Source organism: Sporolactobacillus shoreae (genome assembly GCF_004684935.1).
Lineage (GTDB): Bacteria > Bacillota > Bacilli > Bacillales > Sporolactobacillaceae > Sporolactobacillus > Sporolactobacillus shoreae.
Genome location: NZ_SRJD01000001.1, coordinates 76,117 through 90,013, shown reverse-complemented (window position 1 = coordinate 90,013; position 13,897 = coordinate 76,117). Strand labels below are relative to the sequence as shown.

Below are 13,897 nucleotides of genomic sequence, written 5' to 3'. Positions count from 1 at the left end.
TTAAATTCAACATTGATTTTGCCCCTCCGTTGATTGGAGCGGAAGGCGCGAGACTCCTGCGAGATCGGCGAGCCTTCTGGCCTCACAGCGAGGGCACCGGGCGAGGAGGCTCGGATCGCCCTCGGAAAGCGAGCACATGGAGTGAAAAACAACAGACAAGTATAAACAAAGCCTATTATTTAGCGATGTGAATGGGCTTTCCAAGAACGACTTCTGCTGCTTCCATCGCCATTTCTCCAAGTGTTGGATGAGCATGTATTGTCAGCGCAACATCTTCAGCAGTCATTCCGGATTCAATGGCGAGTCCGAACTCAGCAATCATGTCGCTCGCATTAGTTCCGACGATTTGTGCGCCAAGAATCAGTCCATCCGATGCACGGGTAACCAGCTTAAGAAAGCCGTCGGATTCACCAAGCGAAAGTGCGCGTCCATTCGCTGCAAACGGAAATTGACCGGTTTTCACTTCATATCCTTCTTTTGTTGCCTCTTCCTCCGACAAGCCGACAGAGGCAATTTCAGGATCGGAGAAAACAACAGCCGGCATCGCACGGTAATCTACTTCAGAAGGCTCACCGCTGATCGCTTCAGCGGCAACCTTGCCCTCATAGGAAGCTTTGTGCGCAAGGGCCAGGCCGGGAACGATATCCCCGATTGCAAAGACTTTATCGTTGGACGTTTTCCCCTGCTGGTCAACTTTGATCAGTCCGCGATCCGTTGTTTCAACCTCCGCAAGATCAAGGCCTATATCCTTTGTATTCGGCTTTCGACCGACGGTAACCATGACATAATCCGCCTCAAAAACCTGAGGAACGCCTTTGACCTCCGCCGTTACTTTGACTCCCGATACAGTTTCTTCAACGCTTTTCGCCAAGGCTTCGGTAAACACGGTAACGCCTTTCGCTTTCAGTTTTTTCTTAACAGGAGCGATCAGGCGCTTTTCAAACGCCGGAAGAATTGAAGGGGTTCCTTCCAGGATGACTACTTCGGTGCCAAACCCGGCGAAAGCCGAGCTCAGTTCAATGCCGATGTATCCTCCGCCAATCACGACCAGCTTCTTAGGCACTTCCTTCAGTGCGAGGGCGCCGGTAGAAGAAATGACACGGTCGCTCCATTTAAACCCGGGAATTTCAATAGGCGTTGATCCCGTGGCGATAATGCAATGATTGAATTTAAAGCGCGACGATTCATAGCCATGATTAACTCGAACAACATCCGGTTCGACAAACAGTGCCTCACCTTCCACAAGTTCAATATCGTGAGCTTTAAAAAGCCCCTTTACACCGCCTGTCAGACGGCTAACCACCTGTCCCTTCCATTCCTGCACTTTCAGGAAATCAAGAGAGACATTCTCGGCTCTTATCCCGTATTCTTCGGAATTTTTAGCTTGCTCGAAACGGTGACTCGCTGAGATCAGAGCCTTCGACGGAATACATCCGACATTAAGGCAGACGCCGCCAACATGTTCACGTTCAATGACCGTCACCTTCTGGCCAAGCTGAGCGGCACGTATTGCTGCCACATATCCCCCCGGTCCAGCACCAAGTATAATTGTGTCAACTTCTGTAGTAAATTCCCCAACAACCATCTTTACCCCTCCAAAATAAGGCGTTGTGGATCGTTTAACAGCCTTTTTATTTTGTTCATTGCCCTCTGGGCCGTTGCACCGTCAATCAGCCGGTGATCAAAGCTCATAGACAGAGCAAGCATAGGTGCAGCAACGATTTCCCCATCGCGGATGATGGCTTTTTCAGCAATCCGGCCGATCCCTAATATTGCCGATTCCGGTTGGTTAATTACAGGCGTAAACCACTGTCCGCCCTCAGAACCGATATTCGAGATCGTACAAGTTCCGCCTTTCATATCATCGGGTGCCAGCTTTCCAAGCCGTGCTTTTTCAGCAAGCTTGGTTATTTCTCCGGCCAGCTCGTACATTGATCTGGACTCCGCGTGTTTCAGTACGGGAACAACAAGGCCGGCATCCGTATCTGTCGCGATCCCTATATTAAAATAGTGTTTATATATAATTTCCTGATGTTCTTCATCGAGCGTCGCATTAATGATTGGGAAAGCTTTAAGAGCAGCGACCAAAGCCTTAATGATATAAGGGAGGTAGGTCAGCTTGATCCCCTGATCAGACGCTTCCTGCTTAAACAGCTTCCTGTGAGCCACAAGTTTGGTCACATCGACATCGTCCATCAAAGTGACATGCGGAGCAGTCTGTACCGAGTGAGTCGTTGCCCGGGCGATCGCTCTGCGGATTCCAATGAACTTCTCCCGTGTCTCGGGAAAAGCCTCGGAAACCGTTTCTTCAGCAGAAGCGACATCTACATTCTGAAGTGATGGGCTTTCATCTTTTTGTTCAGAAGTGCCGGACAGACTTTGATCTATATCATCTTTCAGGATGCGTCCGTTTTTTCCCGATCCCTTAACTGTATTAATGTCTATGCCCTTGTCACGCGCATATTTCCGGACAGAAGGCATGGCAATTACTGTCCGCACTGATGCATCCGGCTGACCGGCAATCGCCTTAATCTCCTGTGGACTGACAGCAGAACTTTCATCCTTCTCATCAGTGTCTTCTGGCTGATCATGAGGCTCATTTTCTGTATCTGATTCAAGTGTCACGACAACCGTCCCGACTTCAACAGTCTGTCCTTCTTCAGCATTCAGTTCCAGAACTTTTCCGTTCACCGGTGACGGGATTTCCACGACTGCCTTATCGTTTTGAACTTCAGCAAGCGCATCGTCTTCCTTCACTTCATCTCCGGGTTTGACAAACCACTTTAAGATTTCACCTTCATGAATTCCTTCGCCGATATCCGGCAATTTGAATAAATAGGCCAATGGCGCTTACCTCCTTCAGTCGGAAACTTCTTCTCTTTGCTACTTAAAAAGCAATGATTTCCTTCGATTTTTTGATGATGTCTTTTTCACTAGGAAGCCAGATATCCTCCGCCGCAGCAAACGGAAATACAGTATCCGGAGCAGTGACCCGGCCGACCGGAGCATCTAGATAGAGCAGCGCCCGGTCATTAATTTCCGCGATGACATGAGCTGCGATGCCCGCCTGTTTCTGAGCTTCCTGAATCACAACAGCGCGTCCTGTTTTTTTCACTGATTTTGTGATTGTTTCCGTATCCAGCGGACTGATTGTTCTGAGATCGATGACTTCGGCGTCTATGCCTTCATTCTTCAACTGATCAGCCGCTTTAAGCGCCGTCCTGACCATTGCGCCATAAGTGATTAAGGTGATTGAATTCCCTTCTCTGACGACCTTCGCCTTACCAATCTCCACAGTATATTCCTCTTCCGGTACTTCATCTCTGAATGAGCGATAAAGTTTCATATGTTCCAGGAACAGTACGGGATCATTATCCCTGATAGCGGAAATAAGCAGTCCCTTCGCATCATAAGGGTTGGAAGGAATAACTACTTTAAGGCCAGGACATTCATAAAAAAGTCCCTCCAGATTATCCGCATGGAGTTCCGGCGTTTTGACACCGCCGCCGAAAGGGGAACGGATGGTTACCGGGGCCTGGTAATGACCGCCTGAACGATAACGAAGCCGCGCCATCTGTGAAACCACGCTGTCCATTGCCTCGAAAACAAAACCGAAAAACTGAATTTCCATCACCGGTCTGAACTTCTGGAGAGCAAGACCAAGCGCAAGTCCTCCAATGCCTGACTCAGCGAGCGGTGTATCAAAAACACGTTCTTCGCCAAATTCATCGTACAGACCTTCCGTCGCCCGGAACACGCCCCCGTTTTTAGCTACATCTTCCCCAAAAACGAGCACATTCTCATCATGTTTCAGTTCTGTTCGCATCGCATCTGTAATCGCTTGAATCATCGTCATCTGCGCCATTACTTCTTCCCCTCCTTCTCACCGTATTCCGCCAGCTGCTCCTCTATATTCGAAGTTGGTTTCTCATACATATTTTTTAACAAGTCTGTGACCTTTTGTTTTGGCACTTGATCTGCCTCTTTCAGTGCGGCAGCCACATCACTTTTCGCTTCTTCAACTGTTTTTTCTTCATCTTCTGACGACCAGAGTCCCTGATTATCCAGAAAATTTCTGAAACGGACAAGAGGATCTTTCTTCTCCCATTCGTCGGTCAGTTCCTTTGTGCGATACCTGGTCGGGTCATCTCCCGCCATGGTATGAGGTCCATACCTGTAAGTCAGTGTCTCAATCAGGGTCGGTCCATTGCCTGAAACGGCATAATCACGTGCGTCTTTTGCCGCAGCAAAAACTGCAAGCGGATCCATTCCGTCCACCTGAATGCCTCTGATCCCCGCCGCGACAGCTTTTTGGGCCAGTGTTTTCGCCGCGGTCTGTTTTTCAACAGGAACGGAGATCGCAAACCGGTTATTCTGGCTGATGAAAACTGCCGGAGCTTTAAACACCCCCGCAAAGTTCAATGCTTCATAGAAATCCCCCTGAGAGGTCGCACCGTCACCAAAATAAGTAAATGACACATTTTTCTTGCCTCTCTTTTTAAGCCCAAGTGCAATACCGGCGGCCTGCGTGCACTGCGCACCAATAATAATCTGGGGCATGACCGCGTGTACCTCTTCGGGAATTTGTCCTCCCTGAAAGTGTCCCCTTGAGTAGAGGAAAGCTTTATAAAGAGGAAGCCCGTGCCAGACGAGCTGAGGAATGTCACGGTAAGAAGGCAGCAGCCAATCCTCTTTTTCCATTGCAAATTCACTCGCCAGCATGGATGCCTCCTGCCCGGCGACCGGTGCGTAGAATCCCAGCCTACCCTGTCTGTTTAAAGAAAGGGCACGCTGGTCCCAAATTCTTGTATAAACCATGCGATGCATCAATTCACGCATTTGATCATCTGAAATGTTGGGCATTGCCTGTTCATTGACTATAAGGCCTTGCTCATTCAAAACGCGCAAAGTTGTAAAGTGATCTTCTATCTGTTCCAAGTGCTTTGCAGGCATGTTTTTCACCTCTTCCTTCAGAATCCTTTTCTCATCTCTAAAAGTACCGTACTAAATGTCACAAAAACGCTTTCAAGTCCTGAAAAGAAACCGCTAATTAAGTCCGCAGCTCCCCTGCCCTTCAGGAATCAGTGCTTATCTCCCATCTACCGACGCCAATTGTCTAAAAACTGCTTCATGCTCAAATTTAGTTTATAATACCACCTTCAATGAAGTCAAACTTGAGGCTTCAATGTATGAATGCGTTTTCATTATTATTTTTTATAAAAATGGTTCTGGTTTCGGCTAGGACCGATGAAACCAAAACCCTAAATCAGATTAATCCAAGATCTTTCAATCCATAATAAATACCGTCCTGATCAACAGACCGTGTTACAAAATCTGCAGCTCGTCTGGCACTCTCCACAGCATTGCCCATTGCTACGCCCGTCCCGACATAGGACAACATTTCAACGTCGTTATTTCCATCTCCGAATGCACATGCCTCATCCGCAGAAAAGTTCAGCTCTTCGAGTATTTTTCTGATCCCTGAAGCTTTTGAGCCGGCCTGTGGAATTACATCCACCGCATTTTTGTGCCAACGGACATATCTCAGTTTGTTCAACGGCTCATTTTCCAGGTAGCTTGAATCATCCTGCGCGGTATAAAAGAGTAGTGCCTGATAAATATCGTGATTATGGTAAAATTCCGGATCTTCTTCTGGAAAAGGGAGGTCAAGCTTCAGGCTGCTCATTCCCTCGGCTATGTCGCTTCCCATTTTACCGTCTATCTTCATGGTCTCTTCATTGAGGAAAATAAGCCGATTTCCTGCTTCGGACGACTGATGTTCAAGGTTGTCCAGCAGCGCTTCAGGAATTGGTTTTTTATAGATAGCCTCATTCTGATAAACGACATATGAACCATTAAAACTGGCGAATGTGTTTATATCCAGATCTGCACGCAGCTTGCTGAACATAAACGGCGCGCGACCCGTCGCGATTGCTGTGATGATACCCTTTCTTTGTAAAGTTTTTACCGCTTCAACTGTGGATTCCGGTACGGACTTTTTCTGATCATATAATGTGCTGTCAATATCAAAAAAGACGATTTTAATGTTTGACACCGTTTTATCCCCCTCAAGTCATGTACAAACACACTTTTTCATTATAACAGCGCATGCCGCCCATGAGTGAGTCAATTGCATTTTTTTACTGCATTTATCAAAAAATAAAGTGGGGAACGGCATCGTTAATTTCCTTTTTTCCATCGCCGCCAACCCAAACAATGAAAAACCTTTCCGTTTCATATATAATGGTCTATAGAATCTTTTTTGAGGGGAGCAAACGTTATGATATTCAAAGTACTTTATCAACAATCTAGGGATGAGGTTCCGGTCAGAGAGAATACAGAAACCCTATTCCTTGAAGCAGACGATATTCGCAATGTCCGGAAAAAGCTGACTGACAAGCCTTATAATGTTGAATTTATTCAACCACTAACCGGAAAGTTCCTTGATTACGAAAAGAAGTCCGCAGAATTCAAATTGGAGAAGATATAATCATATGAAATTTGTTAAAAACCATCAAACTGCTGTATTTTCACTCGGTGGTCTGGGTGAAATCGGCAAGAATACCTATGCTGTACAGTTTCAGGATGAGATCATTGTAATCGATGCCGGGATTAAATTTCCTGAAGACGATTTACTGGGCATTGATTACGTCATCCCCGACTACAGTTATCTGGTCAAGAATGCCGACAAAGTAAAGGGCCTTTTTATCACTCACGGCCATGAGGATCATATTGGCGGGGTCCCTTACCTGCTCCGACAACTGAACATCCCGATTTACGCCGGGAAGCTTGCCGCCGGACTGATCCGAAATAAATTGGAGGAACATAACCTTCTCCGCCGGACCGTTATCCATGAAATCACTGAGGATGACGTGATCAAATTTCAGAAAACTTCCGTCAGTTTCTTCCGGACGACACACAGCATTCCTGATTCTTATGGGATTGTTGTCAAAACTCCGCAAGGTAACATTGTTGAAACCGGTGACTTTAAATTTGACTTCACACCCGTGGGGGGCCAGATTGCCAATCTGACGAAGATGGCCGACATTGGGAAGGATGGCGTGCTTTGTCTGATGTCGGACAGCACAAATGCTGAGATCCCGGGATTCACGATGACGGAACGCGAAGTCGGTGAAAATATAAAGGACATATTCCGTAAAGTGGACGGCCGGATTATTTTTGCTACATTTGCTTCCAACATTCACAGACTTCAGCAAGTTGTTGACGCTGCAGTTGACACAGGAAGGAAAATTGCCGTTTTCGGCCGGAGTATGGAGGCATCCATAACCATCGGAGAAGATTTGGGTTATGTCGACGCGCCCGATGATACATTTGTCGACCATCAGTTGATCAACCATCTCCCGGATAATAAGGTAGTCATTTTATGCACGGGCAGCCAGGGAGAACCTATGGCGGCGTTATCCCGCATCGCAAATGGGACACACCGGCAGATTCAGGTTCAGCCTGGCGATACCGTTATTTTCTCATCTTCACCGATCCCGGGCAATAAAGTCAGTATTAACCGTACCATCAACCAGCTTTACCGTGCCGGAGCGGAAGTGATCCACGGGAAACTAAGCAACATCCACACGTCAGGCCATGGAGGTCAGGAAGAAGAAAAACTGATGCTTCGTCTTTTGAAGCCAAAGTTTTTTATGCCGATACACGGAGAATACCGGATGCTGAAAAAGCATGTTGAAACGGCTAATGCCTGTGGCATACCTTATGACCATTCCTTCATTATGAATATTGGAGATGTCCTCGCTCTGGATCAGAACCACGCAGCCGTCACCGGAAAAATCCCTTCCGGATCTGTTTATATTGACGGAAGCGGAATTGGCGATATTGGAAATATCGTTTTGCGGGACCGCAGAATCCTGTCTGAAGAAGGATTGGTCATTGTCGTTGTCAGCGTTGATATAGACGCACACAAGATCATGGCGGGTCCTGACATTATTTCACGTGGATTCGTGTACATGCGCGAGTCCGGCGATCTGATTAATGAGGCACAGGAACTGCTATCTAGGCATCTTCAGGAAGTCGTGCAGCGCGAGTCACTCCAGTGGTCGGAAATGAAAAACGAGATTAATGACAAACTGGCACCTTACCTGTATGAAAAGACACGGCGCAAGCCGATGATTCTCCCGATTATTATGCAAGTCGACGAAAAATCAAATAAACGGGTTGGAAGCAGCAATTAAATATGTGTCAGACAGAACTTGATTAATGAGAGCCCACTTCCGGCTTAACGATGTTAAGCGACGGAAATGCAGAACCAAAGCTGCATTTCCGTCGCTTTTTGATTTCTATAATTGTTGCCTATTCTCCATTGGAGCGTCTGAGATCTGAGTTATGGCGAACCATCGAGCTTTTAATCATCAGAACGAGGATGACTGCCAAAAAGGATAAAATAAGGGCTGCGAAAAAAAACAAGGGCCCGCTAGTGAACCTGGCCGCTGACGCAGAAACGCGAAGGTCCGGGTAAATAATATAGGGTAAATGCGAAACACCGTAGCCCATTAAAGCAAAGAAATACTGACCCATTACAAGATAAAATGAAAGGCGGTACCATCGTTTAATAAAGACCAGCATGACCGAAAAAAGCAAACAAATTAATGAGAGCAGAAACATCCATGATTCATTTAATGTGTTCATAAAATGGTCCGGATTCTGTATTTCGAGACCCACAAATACAAATCCACTGGCGAGTACGGTCGGCATACTCCAGAAAAGAGCCTGGCCCCTCATTCTTTCACTTAAAGTTTCATTACGTGATGCATGTGCAAAATAAGTCAGGTACATGGAACTGATATAAAAGATGCTGACAACAGTGACAATCATTACCGACCAAAAATAGGTGCTGGAGAGTAACTTCCCGACAAAGACCATGATGCCGTCTGTTCCGGAACTGTCAAATCCTCCTTCGCTGACAACCATTGAGATACTCAGTGCGGCAGGAACAAAGAGCCCCGTAATCCCGTTTCCAGCAATGCAGATGCTATTCACTTTGGACTCTTTTGGAAGTAATTCCGAAAGAGCAAAGAAAGTTCCTTTAAGAAGAATCAAGAGAACGGCAAGAATTCCCGAAAAAGCGAGTTGTGTCTGAAGCCCAAGAAAAATATCGGGTGAGAAACTGATCACGGCCGCAAAGAGAAGGACAAAGCAGATATTAATCACCTCTGAAACAGGCGACAGATAATCGTGAATCAGTGTAAATGTTGAATCCTGCCTGTATACTGTCCGACCGTAAAAGTAATGAAAGCTTGTCCCGAAATCAATTGAAGACAGAATTAAATAACTATACAGTAATATCCATAGTAAAATCATGATCAGCGATTCAGGCATTGCGGAAATCCTCCCCGGGATTTTTCATTCTTTCACACTGTTCGATCAGGACGCGCTATCCAGCATGTTATACTGACTCAAAACGAGATCAAAGTATTTACCACGCATTTTCATGAGCTGATCATGGCTTCCCTGTTCCACAATCTCCCCTTCGTTCAAGACGACGATATGATCGGCATCACGTATGGTTGAAAGCCTGTGAGCAATGATTATTGACGTTCTGCCTTTGAGAAGTTTTTTCAGAGCCGCCTGTATAACCAGCTCCGTTTCAGTATCAATGCTTGCTGTCGCTTCATCAAGGATAAGTGTCCTAGGATCTGAAAGCAGCGCCCGGGCGAATGAAAGCAGTTGTCTCTCCCCAACGGACAGAACATTGCCCCTTTCTTCGACTTCTGTCTGATAGCCATGAGGCAGGGCCTCAATAAAGGAGTTAGCCCCAATGGCCTCAGCTGCCTTCACTACTTCCTGATCCGTAGCATCAGGTTTCCCGAATCGGATATTTTCCATAATTGTTCCTGAAAAAATGTAGGTTTCCTGAATGACAGTCCCGACGCTCGATCGAAGTTCCCTAAGGTTAATATCCCGTACATCCACACCATCAAACGACACCGCTCCGGATGTCACATCATAAAAGCGGCTGACGAGACTGGCAATGGTCGTTTTGCCAGATCCCGTATGGCCAACCAGTGCGAGCGTTTCACCCGCCGGAACGTGAAGGTTAATTCCCTTCAGGGCTTTTCGGGACTCATCATAACTGAATTCAACATGATCAAAATCAATTGTCCCACGTATCTTTTCCATACTGACGGCGTTCTTTTTATCAGGAACTGAAGGTTTCTCATCCAGGAATTCAAAGATCCGTTCAGAGGAGGCCATAGCAACGAGAAGTTGATTATATACCTGGCCGAGTCGGGAAATCGGTCCCCAGAACATGCCAAGATAAAAGGAGAATGAAATAAAGGTACCGATCTCAATCGAACCGCTGTTGATCAAGTATGCGCCAAACCAGATCAGTATGGCTGAACCCGCTGCATTTGAAAGATCGACAAAGGGACGGAACATCGCATTTTTTCGAGAAGCCTCTTTCCAGGCGAGAAAATTTTCTACATTCACTCCTTTAAAGTATTCCATATTTCCCTTTTCCTGAGTAAATGACTGAGTAACCCTTATTCCCTGTATACTTTCATTCAAGTGGGAATTCAGTTTTGACATCTTCATCCGGACATTCTGCCATGCTCTGCGAATCTTCCGTCTCAGTTTGGTAGATATAAAAAACATCAGCGGGATAATCAACAAAACTGCAATAGCCAAAGGAGGACTGAGCACAAAAAGAATGACAAAAATGCCGACTAATGTGACCATATCCATTAAAGTGTTGATCACACCGTTTGTAAACAGATCCTGCATTGAATTGACATCGTTGATAATCCGAACCAGAATAGACCCGGCGGAACGTGAATCAAAAAACCTGTGGGAGAGAAATTGCACATGGTTAAACAGGCTCTCGCGAAGGTCATGGATGACGTATTGGCCGAGCTGATTCGTTGTTTTGATCCTGTACCAATTGCTGACAAAAGATAATGCATACAGAAAAGCCGTAACGCCGACCAGCCAATAAAGTAGTGAATAGTTTTCTTTGGCAATCGCATTGTCGAATGCGTAAACGCCTATAATGATCGGGACAATCAGTCGAACCGCAGTTGAAGCAAGCATTGCAGCAGCGGCTTTCGGGATCAAAGTTTTTAAATAAGGTTTCAGATAAGTCAGCAGCCGGATAAGCTGGGCCCAATTAAAAGGTTTCTCGATCACCCGGTCTTCGGGGTAATAAAAACGTTCTTTTAAAGATGATTTTGTCATTACGCCCGCTCCTTTTCCTCTGCTTTTTGTTTCTGAATGGCCGCCCGGTCTTTATACTGTATGTCATAGATTTTTCGATAGATTCCATCCGTGCGAATCAGCTCATCATGCGATCCCCGTTCTTTTATGAAACCGTTTTGCAGGACAAGCACTTCATCGGCAAGCTGAAGCGAGGAGATACGGTGGGCGATAATAAATGTGGTCCTGCCCTTCATTAATTCATGAAAAGCCCGCTGAATCAGCCCTTCAGTACGCATATCTACCGCACTTGTAGCATCATCAAGTATAAGAATGCTTGGATTGATGAGTAATGCCCGGGCGATCGATATTCTTTGTTTCTGTCCTCCTGAAAGACCCATTCCCCGCTCTCCAAGGACTGTATCGTACCCATCAGGCAGTTCCCTGATAAATTCATCCGCTTCCGCCCTTTTTGCGGCAAGAATAATTTCCTCCATCGAAGCATCGGGATTTCCATACGCAATGTTGTCGCGTATCGTTGATGAAAAAAGAAAATTCTCCTGAAGAACGAATCCGATATTCTTTCTCAGGCACTGTAAATCGTACTCTTTTACAGAGTGTCCATCCACAAGCACTTGTCCGGATGTGGCATCGTAAAAGCGTCCGATCAGCTGAGTAATACTTGATTTTCCTGATCCAGTAGCCCCCATTAGGCCAATAACACTGCCCGGTTTCGCTTCAAAAGAAATACGCTGGAGGGACGGGTTCTTCTCATTCGGATAGATGAGTGAAACATCTTTAAAGATGACATCTCCGGTGAACCGGTCAGGCTGAATAGGATGAGACGGAGACTGGATATCTTCCTTTTCGTCCAGCACCTGCAGGAGACGTTCCCCTGAAGCTTTGGACTGTGAAAAGGTATTAATAATGAAACCCAGGTTCATCAGCGGATCCATGATGTACCAAACCAGACTGAAAAAAGCGACCAGTTCGCCCGGAGCGATTCTGCCACTCATGACAAACAAACCGCCGAGAGCAAGCAGGATGACGACGCTGATGTCTCCGATCAATTCCATCAATGGAAAATATCTAGCCCATATATCAGCTGTTATGAGGTTACGGTCCTGATATGAATCGTTGCTTTCTGCAAACCGGCCTATTTCGAATTTTTCTCTGGCCAGAGATTTTATTGTGCTCATGCCGCTGATATTTTCCTGAACTCGAGTATTCATTCCCGCGAGCGATAAACGGATCTTTCTGAAAGCTGGATGAACCTGTTTATCAAAACGGAATACACTCACACACAAAAAAGGGGTCATCGCTAAGGTCACAAGAGCCAGTTCCCATGAATAATAAAACATAAGAACGAGACTGAATCCAACCAAGATAACAAAATTGATCAGCTGAGTAATGCCGGCAGAAAGAAAAAAACGGAATCCCTCAACATCCGCGGTCAGTCTTGACATTAGGTCTCCGGTCTTCGCATTATCATAATAGCGGTAGGGGAGGTACTGAAGTTTTTTATATAATGCCTGGCGCAGCCGGAAGACGGAACTAACACCGAACATATCGCCCCAATACTGGCTGAAATAGCTCGAAATACCCTTAAAAACCATGATCAGGATAAACCCGAGTGAAAGATAAGGGATAAGTTGTGCTTGATGATGAATGATGGCTCTGTCGATTGTCAGCTGCAAAACCACCGGATAAACAACAGTAATTCCACTCGCCAAGATCAGAAAAAGAACAGATCCCACCAAATATGTGCGATCCGGCCAGTAAAATTGCTTCAGTCTTCTGAATATATCCAATGAATATGGCCTCCCTTTTTTCGATACTTCTGAATTCTACTTCTCCCTGCCTTTATGTATTCATTTTCTTTTCAAGCCCGATACTATCCATTCTATCAGAATAAACAGGCACAACAAGTGATCTGCCTATATATGAGCTAACTTTTATGGTTGCGTTTTCGGGAAGAATTGCAATAAAAAAACCGGTGTTCCCATAGGGCACCGGTTCATCTCTATTTTTCACTTTAATAGCGTTCTGAAAGATCAAACGTGCAGTGTTTCATCGCCAGGATGCCAGTTTGCCGGGCAGAGTCCGCCTGACTGGAGCGCCTGAAGAACACGAAGTGTTTCATCTACGTCGCGTCCGATATTATTGTCATTGACTACAGAATAACGTAGTTCCCCTTCAGGATTAATGATAAACAGGCCTCGGAGAGCAACCCCCTCCTCAGGAATCAGCACACCATATTTCTCAGCAACTTCATGAGTGTGATCAGCCGCCAGACGGAAATTGATTTTCCCGATGCCGCCTTCCCGTCTTGAAGTTTTCATCCACGCTTGATGTGTATAGATCGTGTCACAGGAGCACCCGATGATATCCGCATTTAATGCTGTAAATTCATCGTTGCGGTCACTGAACGCGGTGATTTCAGTAGGACATACAAATGTAAAATCCATCGGATAAAAGAAAAAGATTGTCCATTTGCCAGCCTCAATATTCTCTTCAAGGCTTGCTTTTCCAAATGAACCATCTGCATTGACACAATCCAGATTAAAAAGCGGCGCTTTTGCGCTTACGAGACGTTCTGCCATGATTAAAAAACCTCCTGAATTTTAATATGCCTCAGATTATTACGAGAGAACAAAATTATTATAGTACGTCATATTTTTTTAGTCAAACTTAAATAATAATTAATTTAATTAATCAATTAGACTAGCAAATTAAA

The 13,897-nt window shown here is 45.7% G+C and carries 11 protein-coding genes; 2 read left to right on the top strand and 9 right to left on the bottom strand.

What is annotated here, in order from left to right:
* Window positions 1-175: 175 nt before the first annotated feature.
* The 5 genes from lpdA to E4665_RS00370 all read right to left on the bottom strand — a co-directional run bounded on the left by lpdA (window position 176) and on the right by E4665_RS00370 (window position 6,055).
* A complete protein-coding gene (gene lpdA, locus E4665_RS00390; protein ID WP_135346817.1) occupies window positions 176-1,585 on the bottom strand; it encodes a dihydrolipoyl dehydrogenase in 1,410 nt (469 codons plus the stop codon).
* A 2-nt stretch (window positions 1,586-1,587) separates the two neighbouring features.
* Entirely contained in the window at window positions 1,588-2,844 is a 1,257-nt protein-coding gene (locus E4665_RS00385) for a dihydrolipoamide acetyltransferase family protein (RefSeq protein ID WP_135346816.1), read from the bottom strand.
* A 43-nt stretch (window positions 2,845-2,887) separates the two neighbouring features.
* Window positions 2,888-3,865 (bottom strand): alpha-ketoacid dehydrogenase subunit beta, encoded by a 978-nt coding sequence (locus tag E4665_RS00380; protein ID WP_135346815.1) that lies wholly within the window; start codon window positions 3,863-3,865, stop codon window positions 2,888-2,890.
* Complete coding sequence (pdhA, locus tag E4665_RS00375; protein WP_135346814.1) at window positions 3,865-4,953, bottom strand: pyruvate dehydrogenase (acetyl-transferring) E1 component subunit alpha; 1,089 nt, start codon at window positions 4,951-4,953, stop codon at window positions 3,865-3,867. The genes E4665_RS00380 and pdhA overlap by 1 nt, the downstream gene beginning before the upstream one ends.
* Window positions 4,954-5,266: 313 nt before the next feature.
* Window positions 5,267-6,055: a Cof-type HAD-IIB family hydrolase gene (locus tag E4665_RS00370; RefSeq protein ID WP_135346813.1), complete on the bottom strand. Its 789-nt coding sequence runs from the start codon at window positions 6,053-6,055 to the stop codon at window positions 5,267-5,269.
* A gap of 225 nt (window positions 6,056-6,280) precedes the next feature.
* On the opposite strand from E4665_RS00370, the gene E4665_RS00365 reads away from it, so the two are divergent.
* On the top strand, window positions 6,281-6,490 hold the full coding sequence (locus tag E4665_RS00365) for a DNA-dependent RNA polymerase subunit epsilon (protein WP_135346812.1): 210 nt from the start codon (window positions 6,281-6,283) through the stop codon (window positions 6,488-6,490).
* Window positions 6,491-6,494: 4 nt separating this feature from the next.
* Window positions 6,495-8,201 carry a ribonuclease J1 gene (rnjA, locus tag E4665_RS00360; protein ID WP_135346811.1) on the top strand — a complete coding sequence of 569 codons (1,707 nt, stop codon included), beginning with the start codon at window positions 6,495-6,497 and terminating at the stop codon, window positions 8,199-8,201.
* Between the two features lie 118 nt (window positions 8,202-8,319).
* Here the strand turns inward: rnjA and E4665_RS00355 are convergent, their stop codons facing one another.
* The 4 genes from E4665_RS00355 to E4665_RS00340 form a co-directional block, all read right to left on the bottom strand.
* Window positions 8,320-9,345, bottom strand: coding sequence for a cytochrome d ubiquinol oxidase subunit II (locus E4665_RS00355; protein WP_135346810.1), 1,026 nt, complete (start codon window positions 9,343-9,345; stop codon window positions 8,320-8,322).
* 45 nt (window positions 9,346-9,390) lie between these two features.
* Window positions 9,391-11,202, bottom strand: a complete 1,812-nt coding sequence (locus E4665_RS00350) for an ABC transporter ATP-binding protein (RefSeq protein WP_135346809.1) — start codon at window positions 11,200-11,202, stop codon at window positions 9,391-9,393.
* Window positions 11,202-12,971: an ABC transporter ATP-binding protein gene (locus E4665_RS00345; RefSeq protein ID WP_135346808.1), complete on the bottom strand. Its 1,770-nt coding sequence runs from the start codon at window positions 12,969-12,971 to the stop codon at window positions 11,202-11,204. The genes E4665_RS00350 and E4665_RS00345 overlap by 1 nt, the downstream gene beginning before the upstream one ends.
* Before the next feature lie 243 nt (window positions 12,972-13,214).
* The gene (locus E4665_RS00340; protein ID WP_135346807.1) at window positions 13,215-13,763 is read right to left on the bottom strand and encodes a peroxiredoxin; all 549 of its coding nucleotides are present in this window, start codon (window positions 13,761-13,763) and stop codon (window positions 13,215-13,217) included.
* Between the last annotated feature and the right edge of the window lie 134 nt (window positions 13,764-13,897).